This is a genomic window from Rhodococcus sp. SG20037 (assembly GCF_031763325.1).
GTDB classification, from domain to species: domain Bacteria; phylum Actinomycetota; class Actinomycetes; order Mycobacteriales; family Mycobacteriaceae; genus Rhodococcus_F; species Rhodococcus_F qingshengii.
Genome location: NZ_CP134497.1, coordinates 3,761,379 through 3,776,990, shown reverse-complemented (window position 1 = coordinate 3,776,990; position 15,612 = coordinate 3,761,379). Strand labels below are relative to the sequence as shown.

The following is a 15,612-nucleotide window of genomic DNA, read 5'->3' as shown; positions in this document are numbered from 1 at the left end:
CCATGTTTTCGGGCGGGCTCGCCTCGCACCTATCCGGCGCCGCCGTTGCGGAATCGCTTTCGGTAGTCGGCCGGGCTGATGCCGACGCGGTCGGTGAACAGGCGACGGAAGGTTCCAGGATCCTGATAGCCGATGTGCTCCAGGATCTTTCCGAGAGGCCAGTCGGTCGATTCCAACAACCGTTTCGCTTTTCGGATCCGTGCACGCTGCAGATAACTGCGCGGCGATTCCCCGGTCTCGTCCTTGAACTTCCGAAGCATGGTTCGGGTGCTGAGGTGAAAAGCACTCGACAGCAGATCCAAGTCGTAAGGTTCCGCCATCCGTTCGACCAGCCACCTTCCGACGTCGTCGGCAAACTGTGTGTGTTTGGCGGGCAGCATCGAGTCGAGGATGTACGGAGCTTGACTGGTTCGGTTTTCGGGCGCCAGCGTAATTCTTGCGGTCGTACGCGCAATCTTGTCGCCGAGATGCTCGCGCACGAGTGCTGTTGCGAGGTCGAGCGCGGCGGTGAACGCAGCAGTGGTGGTGACGCCGTCGTCCTGGACGATCAACGAGTCGGTTCGAACCGTCGCACCGGGGTAACGACTCGCGAGGTCCGCACCGTACAGCCACGACGTCGTACATCGGCGTCCGTCGAGCAGTCCCGCCTCGCCCAGCAGATACGCGCCGACGCAGACCGACGACACCCGAACGCCGCGCGCCTCGCACGCACGGATGAACTCGATTTCTCCCTCCCACAGCGACAAACGCGTCGCAGGGTCTTCGGACGGCACGAGTTCGAACCCCGGCACAACCAGGTGATCGATGTCGTGATGCCCCTCCTGCACGCCGAGCGAAAATCCACCTGCCGCAACGACGGGCGTGCCGGACGCTGCGATGACCGATACCTCGAAGGGGTCGGCGGGCGCTCCATCAGCGACCCGATTCGCGATCAGGAGAAGGTCGGTGAAAACGAAGATCTCGGCCGCGAGGCAACCTTCGTACGCAAGGACACCTACTCGCACGACGTCGGATCACAGTCCGAGAGTGAGGCCGACGGCCGTAAGCGTCACAGTGAGTTCGAGTGCGAATCCGAGAACGTCTCCGTTGAGTCCGCCGAATCTACGGACGCAGTGACGCACGCACAGCACACTGATCACCAGCGCCGACGCGGTCACGAGAGGGCCGAGCCACCACCGGTCGGTGGCAAAGCCGGAAGCGGCGATCAGCGGAACCGACCACACGATTGCGGCCCACAGCGGTTGTGAATCGGCGACGAGCGCACCGAATCCGCTCGGGCTCGACGCGAGAATACCTCGGCGGCAGGCAAAAACGACGGCCACACGACCCGCAGCGACAGATACGAGAACGGCGATCCACTGCGTGGGGGAGTCGGCAACAGCGAGGACGCCGAAGGAGACCGATTGCAGCCCGAGGAAGATGAACAGCGCCGCGACCCCGAACGGTCCGGCACCGCCGCTGTGCATGACTTCGCGGGCGCGCTCCGGTGGACCGTAACAACCCAGTCCGTCGACGGAGTCTGCCAGTCCGTCCACGTGCATCCCGCGTGTCCCGAGAGCGAGCGCACCGACCGTCAGCAAGCCTGCGAGATAGGGATTCAGGCCGATACTGGTTGTGCCCCAGAGCAGAAACGTCGCGGCAATGCCGAGAGCGATCCCGGTGAGCGGAGCTGCCGCGATGGCGCGACGGCCGGCAGTTCGATCGATGTCGGAGGGACCACGAACCGGAAGGACCGTCAGCCACGAGAAGGCCAGCGGCACTCCGGACAGCGGGCCCGCCACGCTCACTCCGCCGTATCGGTCTTGGTCAGGTCGATCGACTCCGGTTCGTCGGCAGGTGCGCTGCCCTGAGTGCTGACACCGGCTTCGGAGAATGTCGCCATCTTGCTCAGGATCGCCACTGCGCCCTGAAGAATCGGGAGAGCTGTGACTGCACCTGAACCTTCACCGAGACGCATGTCGAACTCGACGATCGGGTCGAGACCCATTCGGGTCAATGCGATGGTGTGGGCGGGTTCGGTGGAGCGGTGTCCGGCGACCCACCATTCACGTGCGCCGAAAGCCAGTTCGTCGGCAACCATGGCGGCTGCGGTGACCACAACGCCGTCGAGGATCACCGGCGTACGACGCGAAGCTGCCTGGGCCAGAAAGCCGGCCATCGCGGCGAGGTCGGCACCCGAAGACGTGCGCAGCAGCGCGACTGTGTCGCGAACGTGCGGACGGGCACGCCGGAGAGCGTCGCGAATCGCTGCGGTCTTGCGGATCCATCCGGCGTCGTCGATACCGGTACCTCGACCCACGACCGCGACGGGTTCACTGTCCGTGAGTGCGGCGATGAGTACGGTTGCGGGCGTCGTATTGCCGATGCCCATGTCGCCGGCGATGAGAAGATCTGCGCCCCCGTCGATTTCCTCGTCCGCGATCGCTCGGCCGGCGGCGATGGCCTGAAGGGTTTCCTCGTTCGACATGGCGTCTTCGCGGTCGATGGACCCGGAAGACCTGCGTACCTTGTGGTTCGAGACGGACGGATCGGTATCGCCGTCCACTGCGATGTCGACGACGCGTACCGTGGCGCCGGCAACCTCGGCGAGGACGTTGACCGCCGCGCCGCCCCCGAGGAAGTTGGCGACCATCTGTGCGGTCACTTCCGGCGGATAGGCGGAGACGCCGTTGCGGGCGATTCCGTGATCACCCGCGAACACGACGACGCGAGGCCGAGCGAAAGCGTGTGGGGGACAAACTCCTTGGCAGGCTGATGCCCAGCCGGCGAGAGCCTCCAGTCGGCCCAGCGAACCGGCCGGCTTGGTCAGATCACGCTGACGCGCATCGGCCTGCGCTCGCACCTCGCGGTCGGGCGGGGTGACGGGTTCGAAGTCGGCGCTACTGACTGGCGCGACGTCAGGGTTGGCATCTGGATTCGCCCCTGAAATGGCCCCTGGATTGGCCTCGGTACTCACATCGTGCCTTCCGGTTGTGCAGCAGTATCTTTCAAGATGAGCGGTAACCCTGCAACCACTAGTACGACACGATCGCACACCCCGGCGATACGAGCGTTGAGAGTGCCGATCTCGTCGCGGAACAATCGTCCGGACCGCGTCTCGGGGATGACGGCCAAACCCACTTCGGGGCTGACCAGCACCAGGTGTCCGCGATAGTTCTCGACACTGGCGACCAGGCTGTCCGCAGCGGGAGTGACGGTGCCGCGCGGAGCGTCCCAGGCGCCTTGCCGATCGAGTTCCGCGGTCAGCCACGTTCCCAGATCGTCGACCAACGTCGCTGTGTGTGAATCGCTTTCGAGCTGCGCCGCGAGATCGCCGGCATCTGCGGTTTCGACCGTCGACCAATGGGAGGGCCGTCTGTTGCGGTGCTGGTCGATCCGGCTCTCCCAGTCTGCGTCGGAGACATCACGTCTGGCTGTCGCCAGGTACCGGACCGGTGCCGAACTTTCGGGTAAGTGGCCTGCACAAACCAAATCCTCGGCGTGCGCGGACTTACCAGACCGCGCGCCGCCGAGGACCAAAGTTCTATACGTGTTCGTCACGCTCAGATTGCGTCGCCCGGCCCCACACGAGGCTTCGGTGCGCGCAGCTTACGGATCTGCGACGCGCGAACGAACGCGTACCAGCCGAGCTTGAATCCGCCGTCGGTGCTGTCGGGGAAGCGCTCGGCGACGCGGTTGTTGATCATGCGACCGAGCCAGATGCCTTCACCGACCATGAAGAGCATCATCACGAGCATTGCCAGCGTGACGATCTGCTGGAGTGCGGGCGTGACGAACATCGTCATGATGAGGATCAATGCGAGCGGCATGAACAGCCCGACGAGGTTGCGGCGAGCGTCGATGAAGTCACGGACGTAGGCGCGAACCGGTCCCTTGTCGCGGGGGAGCAGGTACTTGTCCTCGCCGGCGAGCATGCGGGCGCGGCGGTCTGCCGACGATGCACGACGCTCGGCGGCTTCGGCCTTGCGGTCCTCCTTGGAGCCGCGGGTCGCCTTACGGCGGGCGCGGGCTTCCTTCGCGGTCAGCGGGGCAGGGGCAACGGGGCCACGCCTCTTCGCCTCGGCGTCACGACGCTTGGGTGTGGGGCGGCCCTTGCCCACCTGCTCGATGGGCGCCTCTTCGGAGGCCGAGGATGCCTCAGTGCCCTCGACGTCACGTTTGTCGGAGTTGTCTGAGTCACCGCGGCGTAGCAATTTCACACCTCCAGGCTATTGGATAAGTGCACGGTCTGGGAAACCGACCTCGGTCTTTCTGAAAAACCCGATCGCCCGAGGCACTGAAACGCGCGAGATCGTGAAACATCGGGGTCATTCGGGACTCTTAGACTTCGGCTATGCGGGTAATAGTTGCTCCAGATTCGTTTGGTGAGACGTTGACGGCCGTCGAGGCGGCTGAGTCCATTTCTGCCGGTTGGCGACGTGGCCGACCCGAAGACGACGTTGTCACCGCGCCACAATCCGACGGTGGGCCGGGTTTCGTCGACGTCTTGGCCACGGCTGGGGGCGACATCCGGACTGCACGGGTGTCCGGGCCTTTGACCGCCGCCGTCGACGCCACGTGGCTGTTCGATTCGGACACGGCGTACATCGAGTCCGCCGAGGCCGTCGGGCTCGGCCTGCTCGGAGGTCCGCCGACGCGGGACACTGCACTCGCCGCGCACAGTCTCGGTGTGGGAGAGCTGATCGCTGTCGCGCTCGAGGCAGGCGTGAAGACGGTTGTCGTCGGACTCGGTGGGAGTTGCTGCACCGACGGGGGACGTGGACTGGTGGAGGCGCTGGGCGGCCTGGAGGTTGCAGCGGCGGCTACGGCAGGCACTCAGTTGTTCGCCGCCACCGACGTCGAACACGTACTTCTCGGCGAGCACGGTGCGGCAGCGGTGTTCGGCCCGCAAAAGGGCGCCGACGCCGAAGCCGTCGCAGTCCTCGAAGCGAGCAACGCGAGATGGGCCGAACAGTTGGAGTCCGTCACCGGAAAACGAGTGTCGAATTTTCCGGGTGCCGGCGCCGCGGGTGGTATCGGTGCCGCGCTCTTTGCGCTCGGTGCACAGCGGCGATCCGGGGCCGACGTCGTCGCGGATCGCACCGGACAGGCCGCGCTACTGGCTTCCGCTGACCTGGTGATCACGGGCGAAGGCAAGTTCGACCACCAATCTCTGCGCGGCAAACTCGTCACAACGCTCGCTTCGGCGGGGGCAGCACACGGCGTTCCGACGCTCGTCTTTGCCGGCCAGGTGACGCTCGACGAGGCGGACTATGCGTCGACCTCGATAGTCGCGGCGAAGTCGGTGACGGATTTCGCCGGGTCGGTGGAACGTGCGATGGAGGAAGCGTCGGCGTGTCTCGAGGGACTCGCCGAACACACGGCACGCGAGTGGAACTTCTGGCGCGGCGTCCGGAGGTGAGGATCCACAAGCGTCGATGCGCCGTTGCCGTGTCTGGAAGACCGGATAGGATGAAGACGAATCGCACCCGGTAAAGGACTGGCGGGAATAAGTCGGCAGCGGCGTACCGTTGAAGCGTTCACGGGTTGGTACGAACATTAGGGAGAGCCCATGACTGTGCAGAACGAGACCGCCACCCACGGCGTCAAGATGACCGAGGCCGCGTCCGCCAAGGCGAAGGCACTCTTCGATCAGGAGGGTCGCGACGACCTCGCGCTGCGTATTGCAGTGCAGCCCGGCGGCTGTGCCGGACTGAAGTACCAGCTGTTCTTCGACGACCGCACGCTCGACGGTGACCTCACTGTCGACTTCAACGGCGTCAACCTGGTTGTCGACCGGATGAGCGCGCCGTACGTCGAAGGTGCGTCCATCGACTTCCTCGACACCATCGAGCAGCAGGGCTTCTCGATCGACAACCCCAATGCAACAGGCTCCTGCGCCTGCGGTGACTCGTTCAACTGAGTCTGTCGATCACAACTCAATTCACGAACAACTGACGCGGAACCGACATTCGGTTTCGCGTCAGTTGTTTGTGGTGACTCGTACGTAGACCGTTCCGATCCGACAGCTCGGGCGCCGATGACGGCGCTACGGGCGGTAACGTGAACTTTTGCTCCTCTTTCATTCTTGTACTCACTTCGCTGAAAGGCCACGATCCGTGACTATTGCGGTAACCGGTTCCATCGCCACCGACCACTTGATGCGCTTCCCCGGCCGCTTCGCCGATCAGCTCCTCGCCGATCAGCTCGCCCACGTTTCGCTGAGTTTCCTGGTCGACGATCTCGTGATTCGCCGCGGTGGTGTCGGCGGCAACATCGCTTACGCCATGGGCGTGCTCGGTGGGTCCCCGCTACTCGTCGGCGCAGTCGGTGCCGACTTCGCCGAGTACCGCACGTGGCTCGAGGACAACGGCGTCGACTGCAGCGCGGTCCGTATCTCGGACAAGGCACATACGGCGCGTTTCGTGTGCACCACCGACGAGGACATGGCGCAGATCGCGTCGTTCTACCCCGGTGCGATGAGCGAGGCTCGCGAGATCGAACTCGCGGCAGTGGCCAAGACTGCGGGCGCAGTCGAGTTGGTGCTGATCGGCGCCAACGACCCCGAGGCCATGGTTCGCCATACCGACGAATGCCGTCTGCTCGGGATTCCGTTCGCAGCGGATCCGTCGCAGCAGCTTGCCCGCCTGTCCGGTGACGAGGCCAAGGCGCTCATTCACGGCGCGAAGTACTTGTTCACCAACGAGTACGAGTGGGGTCTGCTTCAGCAGAAGACTGGTCTGAGCGAGGAAGAGATCCGCGCGCAGGTCGGCATCCGTGTCACCACCCTCGGCTCCAAGGGTGTGGAAATTGTTGACGCCGAAGGCAATTGGGTGCGCGTCGATGTAGTGCCCGAGACCGGCAAGGTGGATCCGACGGGCGTTGGTGACGGCTTCCGCGCCGGGTTCCTGCTCGCACACGGCGCCGGTCTGAGCTTCGAGCGTGCTGCACAGTTGGGATCTTTGGTCGCTGTGTTGATTCTCGAGACCGTGGGAACGCAGGAGTGGGTGTTCAATCGCGACGAGGCACTCAAGCGCCTTACCGACGCATACGGCAGCGCGGCAGCGGACGAGATCGCGACGATCCTGCCGAAGTAGGGCTCCGCCCCGTGAGTGGTTGAGGAGTTCGGAGACTCCCTAACCGCTCACGGGGCCGAAGGCCTAGATATTGACCGGGTACACCGGCTCCTGGATCTGCGGCACGATGCGCTTCTCCACGAAGATTCCGTGCCAGACCATGAAGGTCAGGACGGTCCACAGGCGTCGGCTGTGGTCGGACACGCCCTCGCGGTGATCGTTGAGCATCTTCACGACGGCCTGCTTGTCGAAGATGTGGTCGGTACCCGACTCCTCGATCTGCAGATGTGCCCAGTCGAAGAGTTCGGTGCCGCGCAGCCAATGGCGCAGGGGAACCGGGAATCCGAGCTTCGCACGGTGCAGAACATGGTGCGGCACAATGCCTTCCAGGGCCTGGCGCAGTGCGTACTTGGTCGTGTCCTTCGTGATCTTCTGATCGAGCGGTACGCGTGACGCGACGTCGAAGACCTCGGGATCGAGGAACGGCACACGCAGTTCCAGCGAGTTGGCCATCGTCATCTTGTCTGCCTTGACGAGGATGTCGCCGCGCAGCCAGGTGAACAGGTCGAGATGCTGCATCCGCGCAACCGGATCCCAGTCCAGTGACTGCGCGTAGATCGGCGCAGTGACGTCCTGGTGCGTCCACTCCGGACGGAAATCGCGCAGGACGGCGCGGAGCTGAGCGTCGTTGAAGCTACGAGCATTTCCGTAGTAGCGCTCCTCGAGGGTCAACGAACCGCGATTGAGCAGGCTCTTGCCGCGAGTGCCGTCCGGGATGCGTTCGGACAACTTGCCCGCGGCCCGACGCAGCCCCTTGGGGAGGTACTCGAAAGGCTTGAGCGACAACGGCTCACGGTAGATCGTGTAGCCGCCGAACAACTCGTCGGCACCCTCGCCGGACAGCACGACCTTGACGTGCTTGCGCGCTTCCTTCGCGATGAACCACAGCGGAATCAATGCCGGATCGGCTACCGGGTCGTCGAGGTACCAGACGATCTCGGGAATGGCAGCGGCGAACTCGGCGGGGGAGACCACCTTGACGACGTGCTTCGCGCCGATCGCTGCGGCAGATTCTGCAGCGACGTCGACCTCGGAATAGCCCTCACGTTCGAAACCGGTCGTGAAGGTGATCAGGTTGGGGTTGTGGCGCATCGCCAGCGCCGCGATCGCCGTGGAGTCGATACCGCCGGACAGGAACGAACCGACGGTGACGTCGGCACGCATGTGCTTGGCGACCGAATCCTCGAGTGCCTCGGCGATTTCCTGGTAGCGCGCCTTCTCGGTGCCAGGTGCAAAAGGCTTGGCCGGGAACTTCGGCGTGAAATACCGCGTGAACGTGGGCTCCTCGCCCGGACGCACCCGAGCGAAGCTGCCCGACTCCAGGCGGCGGATCTGCTTGTGCAGTGTTTCCGGCTCCGGTACGTACTGCAGAACGGTGTAGTGCTCGATGGCACGCGGATCCAGCTCGGTACCGATGCCGATCAGATCGGTGAGTTCGAGCAGGCTCTTCTTCTCGCTGCCGAACGCGGTGCCGCCGGCGCCGGTCGCGATGAACAGCGGCTTGATCCCGAACGGATCGCGCGCGATGAACAGCTCGCGTGTGTCGGTGTCCCAGATCGCGAACGCGAACATTCCGCGCAGGCGCCGGACCGCGTCCTCACCCCAGTAGTGGAATGCAGCGACGATGGCCTCGGAGTCGCCCTCGGTGAAGAACTCGGCGTCGTGGTCCTTGACCAGTTCGGCGCGGATCTCCAAGTAGTTGTAGATCTCGCCGTTGAACGTGAGCGCATAACGCTCCGGGTTCTCCGGTGGGCCCCAACGCAGCGGCTGGTGGGAATGAGCGATGTCGATGATCGCCAGGCGGTTGAACCCGAAGACGAGGTGATCGTCGTTCCACGTCCCGTGTTCGTCCGGCCCGCGGTGACGAAGGCAATGCATCGCCTGGTCGACCCGCGAGACGGCGTCCTCGCTGGTTCCGCCAGATGTCAGTAGCCCGAGCAGTCCACACACAGCGTCCGGTTCCTCGATTCAGAATTTTTGTACAGAAGGCTCCCGGACACGAGTGTCGGGGAGAGGTCAACGAACTCTTGACGAAAGTATGCCGCAGATCGACGTCCCTGCCGATCGCGGCGGAACGAATCGACGTGATGTGCGTCGCCGAAACGACCTGAGCCGTTCCTGAGCAGCACCTGAGAGAGCTGTGTGACGTCCGCCGCGACACGGGCGAGGACCCGAGGATGGATAGCGCCCGGCTTTGGTCTACGCTGCGTAGTAATTGGGCCTTCCCTCCGGGCATGCCCTAGTTGAATTTTGTGGCGATCAGGAAGGCGTGAACGTGGCGCAAGGTCGGATCCTTCGGCGAGCGGGGCTGGCAGTATCTCTGGGCATTGCTGCCTTGCTGCTGTCGGGTTGCTCCATCGACAACGAAGTGCTTCGTTTCGGGTGGCCTTCGGGCATCACCCCGGAGGCGACGCGCATGCGTGAGCTGTGGACGTGGTCGGTTGTAGCCGCCCTCGTCATGGGTGTGCTGGTGTGGGGGTTGGTCTTCTGGGCCGTCATCTTCCACCGTAAGAAGAAGGACTCGCCGGAATTCCCGCGTCAGACGGCATACAACGTGCCGCTCGAACTCGGTTACACGGCAGTTCCCTTCGTCATCATCGCGGTTCTCTTCTACTTCACCGTCATCGTTCAGAACCATGTTCTGGACAAGACGGACAACCCTGACGTCGTTGTAGACGTCACGGCCTTCCAGTGGAACTGGAAGTTCGGCTACCGCTCCATCGAGTTCGGTGACGGCTCCGCCAAGTACAACGGAATCGACGTCGAGGCCGAAGAGGCTGCAAAGACCGAGGGTTCCACCGTGAACGAACACGGGGAAGAAGTCCCCGGCCCGATCCACGGCAACAGCACCGAGGACCTGAGCTACCTGCACTACGACAAGATCGAGACCGTCGGCTCCAGCCAGGAGATCCCAATCCTCGTTCTGCCCACCGGCAAGCGGATCCAGTTCGAACTTGCTTCCTCGGACGTCATCCACGCTTTCTGGGTGCCTGAGTTCCTGTTCAAGCGCGACGTTCTCCCGAACCCCAAGGAGAACCACTCGGACAACATCTTCCAGATCAGTGAGATCGAGAAGGAAGGCGCGTTCGTCGGGCGTTGTGCAGAAATGTGTGGCACGTTCCACGCGATGATGAACTTCGAGGTTCGTGCGGTTTCGCCCGAGGACTTCGCCAAGTACATCGAACTGCGCAAGGGTGACGCGGAGGGCAAGGGTGGTCTGACGACCGCTGAGGCTCTGCAGGCAATCGGTCAGTCGCCGGTGGCTACGTCGACCACGCCGTTCAACACCGACCGCGAGTACCGTCAGGCAACCGTCGCCACTGCAGGCAACTGAGCCGGCCAGCCTCTTCACTGAACAAGGACAAGTGCTGATATGAAGATCGAAGCCAAGCTCTTCGAGATCCTGACGATGTTCTTCATTCTCGTCGCGATCATCTACGGAGTGTTCACCGCTCTGTCACGCACAGGTATCGAGTGGGCCGGACTGACGGCCATCGTCCTGTCTGCAGGTCTGACGCTCATCGTGGGTACCTACTTCCGCTTCGTCGCCCGTCGTCTGGACACCCGTCCCGAGGACTACGACGACGCTGAAATCTCGGATGGTGCAGGAGAACTGGGCTTCTTCAGCCCGGGTAGCTTCTGGCCGATCCTGCTTGCCGCTGCTGCTGCACTCGCGGCAGTGTCGCTGGCGTACTTCCAGCCGTGGCTCATCGCAGTCGCAGTTGTCTGTGTGCTCGCCGCAGCCGCAGGCCTGGTGTTCGAGTACTACACCGGACCCGAGAAGCACTAGTTTCACCCGCACTCGAACAGAGGCGCCGCACCCACCCGGGTACGGCGCCTCTGTTGTCGTTTATGTGAGTTTCGGTGGTAGGAGGGTGCCTGTCAACAACCGCTCTCTGTCAATCGTGGAGCGAGTATTCGAGGTCGTAGCGGTGCAGACCGTCGACGACCTCCAGCTCGAGAGTGCCTGCGATGCCCTTCAACTCGCCGGTTCCGGACCCCGGCACGATCTCGTACAGAAGCTTCTGCGTTCCGTCGATCATCTGACCGAACTGCTGCAGGGCGAACGATCCCACAGCTTCGTCGACCTGCCCCGTGACAAACTCCAAAGCGACATAGCCCGCTGCACCGGCTGTCGGATCGCCCGCGGACAGCATCAGGCCGGACGACGTGCCCTCGACGCCGCCGATGAACGTCTTGTCGAACTCGAAGCGTCCGACGCGTCCGGAGAGCTCAGGATCGGCGGGGCGAAGATCGATCTCGAAGGTGCCGCGTGCATGGGATGTCATGGTCCGAGTATCTCACCAGGCGACAACGCCTCGAGGGGACTCCCGAGAACGTGCAACACTCGGTAGATGATTCTCGAACATGCCGTCCTGCAGGTCGATCCGTCGCAGTCAGCGCGTTTCGAGGCCGCATTCGACGTGGCCCGAACCATCATCTCCGAGGTTCCCGGATTCATCAGGCTGCGGCTCTCGCACTGCCTGGAATCACCGGAGCGATATCTCCTGCTGGTCGAGTGGGAAGACGTGGAGTCACACACCATCGGGTTCCGTAAGTCGCCAGGATACGAGAAGTGGCGAGAACTTCTCCATCACTTCTACGAGCCGTTCCCGACGGTGGAGCACTATTCGACTGTGCTCGAGGTCTAGCAAAGCGTAGTGCCTGCTGTTGTCGGCGCTCAGACGACGAGCCGGGGGAGTGGTGCCCACTTGGAGGTTGTCCATACTGAATCGCTCAGAGAACGAGTGAGGCCCCGAACCGGAATCCGGTTCGGGGCCTCACTGGTCAACTGACGTTCTTAGTGGAGTTCTCCACTGGAACCATCGGACTTGCCGTTGGTTCGGTTCTGGTAGTCCAGAAGGATCTGAAGCTGCTCGTGCTCAGCTTCGTGATGAGCGGCTTCGAGAGCCTCGCTCTCCTCGACTGGGTCAGCGGTGATCAGGCTACCGCTACCGGGCTTGCCGGCGAGGCCGAGCTTGTTCATCTTCTTCGGGACAGCAGCACCCTGGTACTCGAGCGGGATCGGGTGTCCGTGCTCGTCGACGGGGCCGAGCGGCTGGTGGATCTCGATGTACTGGCCGTTCGGCATCCGCTTGATGATGCCGGTCTCGATGCCGTGTTCGAGGACTGCACGGTCACTGCGCTGCAGGCCGATGCAGAACCGGTACGTCACGAAGTACGCGATGGGCGGAAGGATGACCATGCCGATACGGCCGATCCACGTCATTGCGTTCAGCGAGATGTGCAGGTGGTACGCGATGATGTCGTTGATGCAGGAGATCGTGAGCACCAGGTAGAACGCGATGGACATCGCACCGATAGCGGTACGGACCGGCACGTCGCGCGGGCGCTGCAGGATGTTGTGGTGAGCGTCGTCTCCGGTGAGACGCTTCTCGATCCACGGGTACGCGATCAACAGTGCGAAGACGAGGCCCATGATCAGGGCGACGGCGAACACTGCAGGGATCGTGTACCGGTTGAACAGGTAGATCTCCCACGCCGGCCACAGTCGAGCAAGGCCGTCCGTCCACATCATGTAGATATCGGGCTGGGAACCTGCCGAGACCTGTGACGGGTTGTACGGACCGATGTTCCACACGGGGTTGATCTGGAACAGACCACCGAGCAGTGCGAGCACGCCGAAGGTCATGGCGAAGAACGCGCCACCCTTCATCGCGAAGACCGGGAGGATGCGGACGCCGACGACGTTCTGTTCCGTACGGCCGGGGCCGGGGAACTGCGTGTGCTTCTGGTACCAGACCAACGCGAGGTGGCCGGCGATCAGAGCCAGGATGATGCCCGGGAACAGCAGCACGTGAGCGACGTAGAGACGCGGGATGATGAGGTCGCCGGGGAAGTCGCCGTCGAAGATCAGCCAGTGCATCCAGGTACCGACGATCGGGATACTCATCGTGATACCACCGAAGGCGGCGCGGAGGCCGGTGCCCGAGAGCAGGTCGTCGGGGATGGTGTAACCGAAGAAGCCTTCGAACATCGCCAGGATGAGCAGCAGGCAGCCGATGACCCAGTTCGCTTCACGTGGGCGACGGAAGGCGCCGGTGAAGAAGATGCGAGCGAGGTGAACGATGATCGACGCCGCGAACATCAGTGCAGCCCAGTGGTGAATCTGGCGAACGAAGAGACCGCCGCGCACCTCGAAGGAGATGTTCAGGGTCGTCTCGTAGGCGCGAGACATCGTGACACCGCGAAGCGGCTGGTATGCGCCCTGGTAGACGACGTGTGCCATCGACGGATCGAAGAACAGCGTCAGGAACACACCGGAGATCAGCAGGATCACGAAGCTGTAGAGCGCGATCTCGCCGAGCATGAAGGACCAGTGCGTCGGGAAGACCTTGTTGATCTGCCGGCGCATGCCTGCGGCGAGGTGGTAGCGGGAGTCCATAGCCTCCGCTTGTCCAGCCGCTGCCGCGCTGATCTTGGACGGTTTGGTTGTTGTTGTGGTCACGGTCGACGCTCCCAAAATGCCGGGCCGAGTGCTTCGATGAAGTCACCGTCGGCGACCAGGAAGCCCTCTTCGTTCACTGTAATAGGCAACTGCGGAAGTGCGCGAGCAGCGGGACCGAAGATCGGCTTGCCGTAGGTCAGTGCGTCGAACTGCGACTGGTGGCAGGGGCACAGAATACGGTTGCTCTGCTGTTCGTAGAGCGAGGTGGGGCAACCCAGGTGGGTGCAGATCTTCGAGTAGGCGAAGTAATCGCCGTAGTTGAAGCTTTCCTGGCCCTTACGCTTGGTGACACGCGCGGTGTCTTCCGTGCGGAGGCGGATGAGCATCACCGAGTTACGAATGCCGCGCAGTGCTGCGAGCAGAGCGTGCTCGTCGCCACGGTCGGACTCGCGGAACGGGAAGACCGTTTCCATCGAACCGGCATCGAGATCTTCCGGGCGAACGAGGACGATGTCCTCGGGACGGCCGGTGTCACGACGCAGGTAGATGGTCTCGCCCGGGTAGTTCGGGGTCCAGCCGGACACCCACAGAGGTGAGTCGTCGCCCTTGGCCCACGGGTTCTTGATGAGTCCGCCGAGGGGCATGACCATCATGACGCCGAGTGCGCCGCCGCCGAACATCAAGCTGCGCTTGATGGCCTTGCGGCGGGGGAGGGTGGACGTCTCGAGGGTGTCGCCGAGCTCGGCGACGATCGTGCGACGATCGACCTCGGTGGAACCACCGTCGTGGCGGTCCTGGATCGAGACCTCTTCGGGGATGAACTTCTTCGTGAACTGAACGGCACCGATGCCGACGCCGAGGATCGCCAGACCCATGGTCAAGCCGATCAGCGGGGTGTACAGGCTGTACTTGCCGTAGTTCTCGTCACCGGCGCCTGCGTACTCCCAGGGCCAGAACAGGTAGATCGCGATGAACGCGATCGCCGAAACGCCGGCGAGGCCGAACCAGAAGGCGACGTTGCGCTCGGCGCGCTTTTCCGCCCTGGTGCCCTTTACCGACCAACGATCACGGCGGTAGACGACATCGACGCCATCGAGATTGGTACCCAGCTTGACCAGGTCGTCGCGTGACATCGCGTCGAGCTCTTCATCTGTGTACTTCTTAGGCGTATCGCCGCCATGCTGGCCAGCGTCGCTCATGACCTTGCTCCGATCCACAATGCTGCACCGACGACAGCGATGATTCCGACGGCCCACATGGCGAGACCCTCAGAGGCCGGACCGAGGCCACCGAGCCCGTACCCACCGGGGTCCTTCGACTCGCCCGACGACTTGACGTAGGCGATGATGTCCTTCTTCTCCTCGATCGTCAGCTGACGATCCGAGAACTTCGGCATGTTCTGGGGACCGGTAACCATGGCAGCGTAGATCTGCTGCTCGCTGGCCGGATCCAGGACCGGGGCGTACTTGCCCGAGGACAGTGCGCCACCGCGGCCGGTGAAGTTGTGGCACGACGCGCAGTTGAGCCGGAAGAGCTCACTGCCGCGTCCGACGTCGCCACCGCGCAGCGAGGACTGGGCGATTTCGCCGTTCTCGTCGCGGATGAGCGTCGGGCCGCCGCCGTTGGCCTGGATGAAAGCGCCGAGGGCGTCGGTCTGCGCAGCATCGAACTTGGGGTCCTTGCGTGCAGCCTGGGCCTCGTTGCGAGCTGCCGGCATACGACCAGAGGAGACCTGGAAGTACACGGCTGCTTCGCCGACGCCGATGAGGCTGGGACCGCGGTCCTGCACGCCCTGCAAGTTCGCGCCGTGGCACGTGATGCATGACGTGTCGTACAGCTGCTTGCCTTCACGAATCAGGGCTGCTGAGTCGTCACTGGCGGTCGCAACCTGCGGAGCTGGTGTCAACGCCGAAGCGAGGAAACCTGCGCTGATCAATCCCATCATCAATACGAGCGCGCCAGTGACGCGCCGGCGGATTTTCCGCTGGCGACGCGACTTCGCGGCATTCGCTGAGTTATCGGATGCGGGAGGGGGGGATGAACTCATCTGTATCCCTTTGGTATGTCGGGACGGAACTGGACGTCAGG

16 protein-coding genes are annotated in these 15,612 nt (G+C 63.3%); 6 read left to right on the top strand and 10 right to left on the bottom strand.

Annotation, left to right across the window (positions count from 1 at the left end; genetic code table 11):
- Positions 1 to 29: 29 nt before the first annotated feature.
- The 5 genes from RHP72_RS17255 to RHP72_RS17235 are packed head-to-tail and all read right to left on the bottom strand — an operon-like array spanning position 30 to position 4,199.
- Complete coding sequence (locus tag RHP72_RS17255; RefSeq protein WP_283377208.1) at positions 30 to 1,004, bottom strand: GlxA family transcriptional regulator; 975 nt, start codon at positions 1,002 to 1,004, stop codon at positions 30 to 32.
- A 9-nt stretch (positions 1,005 to 1,013) separates the two neighbouring features.
- Positions 1,014 to 1,781, bottom strand: coding sequence for an adenosylcobinamide-GDP ribazoletransferase (locus RHP72_RS17250; RefSeq protein WP_080961137.1), 768 nt, complete (start codon positions 1,779 to 1,781; stop codon positions 1,014 to 1,016).
- A 2-nt stretch (positions 1,782 to 1,783) separates the two neighbouring features.
- Positions 1,784 to 2,929, bottom strand: a complete 1,146-nt coding sequence (gene cobT / locus RHP72_RS17245) for a nicotinate-nucleotide--dimethylbenzimidazole phosphoribosyltransferase (RefSeq protein ID WP_054187294.1) — start codon at positions 2,927 to 2,929, stop codon at positions 1,784 to 1,786.
- Between the two features lie 23 nt (positions 2,930 to 2,952).
- Positions 2,953 to 3,540, bottom strand: coding sequence for a bifunctional adenosylcobinamide kinase/adenosylcobinamide-phosphate guanylyltransferase (cobU, locus tag RHP72_RS17240; RefSeq protein WP_257216599.1), 588 nt, complete (start codon positions 3,538 to 3,540; stop codon positions 2,953 to 2,955).
- A gap of 2 nt (positions 3,541 to 3,542) precedes the next feature.
- Positions 3,543 to 4,199: a DUF3043 domain-containing protein gene (locus RHP72_RS17235; RefSeq protein WP_007730051.1), complete on the bottom strand. Its 657-nt coding sequence runs from the start codon at positions 4,197 to 4,199 to the stop codon at positions 3,543 to 3,545.
- Positions 4,200 to 4,333: 134 nt separating this feature from the next.
- On the opposite strand from RHP72_RS17235, the gene RHP72_RS17230 reads away from it, so the two are divergent.
- The 3 genes from RHP72_RS17230 (at position 4,334) to RHP72_RS17220 (ending at position 7,076) form a co-directional block, all read left to right on the top strand.
- Positions 4,334 to 5,401: a glycerate kinase gene (locus RHP72_RS17230; RefSeq protein WP_283377207.1), complete on the top strand. Its 1,068-nt coding sequence runs from the start codon at positions 4,334 to 4,336 to the stop codon at positions 5,399 to 5,401.
- Positions 5,402 to 5,551: 150 nt separating this feature from the next.
- Entirely contained in the window at positions 5,552 to 5,902 is a 351-nt protein-coding gene (locus RHP72_RS17225; protein WP_007730053.1) for an iron-sulfur cluster assembly accessory protein, read from the top strand.
- 196 nt (positions 5,903 to 6,098) lie between these two features.
- On the top strand, positions 6,099 to 7,076 hold the full coding sequence (locus tag RHP72_RS17220; protein WP_003941700.1) for a carbohydrate kinase family protein: 978 nt from the start codon (positions 6,099 to 6,101) through the stop codon (positions 7,074 to 7,076).
- A 63-nt stretch (positions 7,077 to 7,139) separates the two neighbouring features.
- On the opposite strand, the gene asnB is transcribed toward RHP72_RS17220, so the two are convergent.
- Positions 7,140 to 9,065, bottom strand: a complete 1,926-nt coding sequence (gene asnB / locus RHP72_RS17215) for an asparagine synthase (glutamine-hydrolyzing) (protein WP_283377206.1) — start codon at positions 9,063 to 9,065, stop codon at positions 7,140 to 7,142.
- A 319-nt stretch (positions 9,066 to 9,384) separates the two neighbouring features.
- Here asnB and RHP72_RS17210 point away from each other — a divergent pair, with 319 nt between their 5' ends.
- Together RHP72_RS17210 and RHP72_RS17205 are read left to right on the top strand one after the other, a co-directional pair.
- Positions 9,385 to 10,449, top strand: coding sequence for a cytochrome c oxidase subunit II (locus RHP72_RS17210; protein WP_030537048.1), 1,065 nt, complete (start codon positions 9,385 to 9,387; stop codon positions 10,447 to 10,449).
- Positions 10,450 to 10,488: 39 nt separating this feature from the next.
- The gene (locus RHP72_RS17205) at positions 10,489 to 10,905 is read left to right on the top strand and encodes a cytochrome c oxidase subunit 4 (protein ID WP_003941723.1); all 417 of its coding nucleotides are present in this window, start codon (positions 10,489 to 10,491) and stop codon (positions 10,903 to 10,905) included.
- Positions 10,906 to 11,014: 109 nt separating this feature from the next.
- Here RHP72_RS17205 and RHP72_RS17200 read toward each other — a convergent pair whose 3' ends face one another.
- Entirely contained in the window at positions 11,015 to 11,404 is a 390-nt protein-coding gene (locus tag RHP72_RS17200) for a DUF3224 domain-containing protein (RefSeq protein WP_030537047.1), read from the bottom strand.
- Between the two features lie 66 nt (positions 11,405 to 11,470).
- Here RHP72_RS17200 and RHP72_RS17195 point away from each other — a divergent pair, with 66 nt between their 5' ends.
- A complete protein-coding gene (locus tag RHP72_RS17195) occupies positions 11,471 to 11,767 on the top strand; it encodes an antibiotic biosynthesis monooxygenase (RefSeq protein ID WP_019748908.1) in 297 nt (98 codons plus the stop codon).
- A gap of 149 nt (positions 11,768 to 11,916) precedes the next feature.
- On the opposite strand, the gene RHP72_RS17190 is transcribed toward RHP72_RS17195, so the two are convergent.
- From RHP72_RS17190 to RHP72_RS17180, 3 genes are read right to left on the bottom strand one after another with little or no spacing between them, the layout of a single operon-like run.
- A complete protein-coding gene (locus tag RHP72_RS17190) occupies positions 11,917 to 13,521 on the bottom strand; it encodes a cytochrome bc complex cytochrome b subunit (RefSeq protein WP_007730057.1) in 1,605 nt (534 codons plus the stop codon).
- 59 nt (positions 13,522 to 13,580) lie between these two features.
- Positions 13,581 to 14,723 (bottom strand): ubiquinol-cytochrome c reductase iron-sulfur subunit, encoded by a 1,143-nt coding sequence (locus RHP72_RS17185; RefSeq protein ID WP_007730058.1) that lies wholly within the window; start codon positions 14,721 to 14,723, stop codon positions 13,581 to 13,583.
- The gene (locus RHP72_RS17180; RefSeq protein ID WP_003941682.1) at positions 14,720 to 15,571 is read right to left on the bottom strand and encodes a cytochrome c; all 852 of its coding nucleotides are present in this window, start codon (positions 15,569 to 15,571) and stop codon (positions 14,720 to 14,722) included. Before RHP72_RS17180 ends, RHP72_RS17185 begins: the two co-directional genes overlap by 4 nt.
- Between the last annotated feature and the right edge of the window lie 41 nt (positions 15,572 to 15,612).

Coding starts and splice junctions, on each gene's coding strand:
- RHP72_RS17180 (WP_003941682.1), bottom strand. CDS start 15,571: ATGAGTTCATCCCCCCCTCCCGCATCCGATAACTCAGCGAATGCCGCG.
- RHP72_RS17195 (WP_019748908.1), top strand. CDS start 11,471: ATGATTCTCGAACATGCCGTCCTGCAGGTCGATCCGTCGCAGTCAGCG.
- RHP72_RS17200 (WP_030537047.1), bottom strand. CDS start 11,404: ATGACATCCCATGCACGCGGCACCTTCGAGATCGATCTTCGCCCCGCC.
- RHP72_RS17185 (WP_007730058.1), bottom strand. CDS start 14,723: ATGAGCGACGCTGGCCAGCATGGCGGCGATACGCCTAAGAAGTACACA.
- RHP72_RS17225 (WP_007730053.1), top strand. CDS start 5,552: ATGACTGTGCAGAACGAGACCGCCACCCACGGCGTCAAGATGACCGAG.
- RHP72_RS17190 (WP_007730057.1), bottom strand. CDS start 13,521: ATGGACTCCCGCTACCACCTCGCCGCAGGCATGCGCCGGCAGATCAAC.
- RHP72_RS17230 (WP_283377207.1), top strand. CDS start 4,334: ATGCGGGTAATAGTTGCTCCAGATTCGTTTGGTGAGACGTTGACGGCC.
- RHP72_RS17205 (WP_003941723.1), top strand. CDS start 10,489: ATGAAGATCGAAGCCAAGCTCTTCGAGATCCTGACGATGTTCTTCATT.